2 protein-coding genes are annotated in these 738 nt (G+C 65.0%); both read left to right on the forward strand.

Going from position 1 to position 738, the window contains the following annotated elements; translation table 11 throughout:
* On the forward strand, positions 1–124 hold a 124-nt coding region (locus ABB27_RS19485; protein WP_152984683.1), incomplete at its 5' end, for a peptidoglycan DD-metalloendopeptidase family protein.
* Positions 125–240: 116 nt separating this feature from the next.
* Positions 241–738, forward strand: a 498-nt coding sequence (locus ABB27_RS18275; RefSeq protein WP_152984684.1) for a S41 family peptidase, incomplete at its 3' end; no start/stop codon positions are given.

A 738-nucleotide genomic window follows, 5' to 3' on the forward strand; every position in this document is an offset into this window, starting at 1 on the left:
CAAGCGCGGCGATGCGGTGGCCAAGGTCGGCAACTCCGGCGGCCAGGGCGTGACCGCGCTGTACTTTGAACTGCGCCGCAACGGCCAGCCGGTGGACCCTTCGACCTGGCTGCAGCGGCAGTAACCGCGGCTGAGCGGCGCTGCCGGCGTTCGCGCGGATTCAACGGGAATTTAGCCATGCTTCGCGCATAATCGGGACCTGCGTGTTTGCTGCGCATCTGTTTTCTCATGGAGTGGTTCATGCGTGTAGCCCGTCTTGCTGCTGCCCTGCTGTTGGCCCTGTCACCGGCCCTGGCGCTTGCCCAGAGCGACCCGGACAAGGCGTCCAAGGCGGACGATCCGGATGCCAAGGAATCGGTCACCTCACGCGTGCCGCTGGATGAGATCCGGCGTTTTGTCGGCGTCTACAACGCCGTGCGCGCAGCCTATGTGGATCCGGTCGATGACAAGAAGCTGATGCAGTCGGCCGTACGCGGCCTGCTGTTGGAGCTGGATCCGCACAGCACCTACTTCGACAAGGAAGACGCCGAAGCCTTTGACGAGCAGACCAACGGTGCCTACGAAGGGATCGGCGTGGAGGTGCTGCAGCAGAAGGACAACACCTTGAAGGTGGTGTCGCCGATCGACGGCACACCGGCGGCCAGGGCCGGGCTGCAGGCCGGCGACCTGATCGTGGCCATCGATGGCACGCCGATTAATTCCATCGACGCCAGCGAGCCGCTGCGCGGCAAGGCCGGC

Source organism: Stenotrophomonas terrae (genome assembly GCF_001431465.1).
In the GTDB taxonomy this organism is placed as follows: domain Bacteria; phylum Pseudomonadota; class Gammaproteobacteria; order Xanthomonadales; family Xanthomonadaceae; genus Stenotrophomonas; species Stenotrophomonas terrae.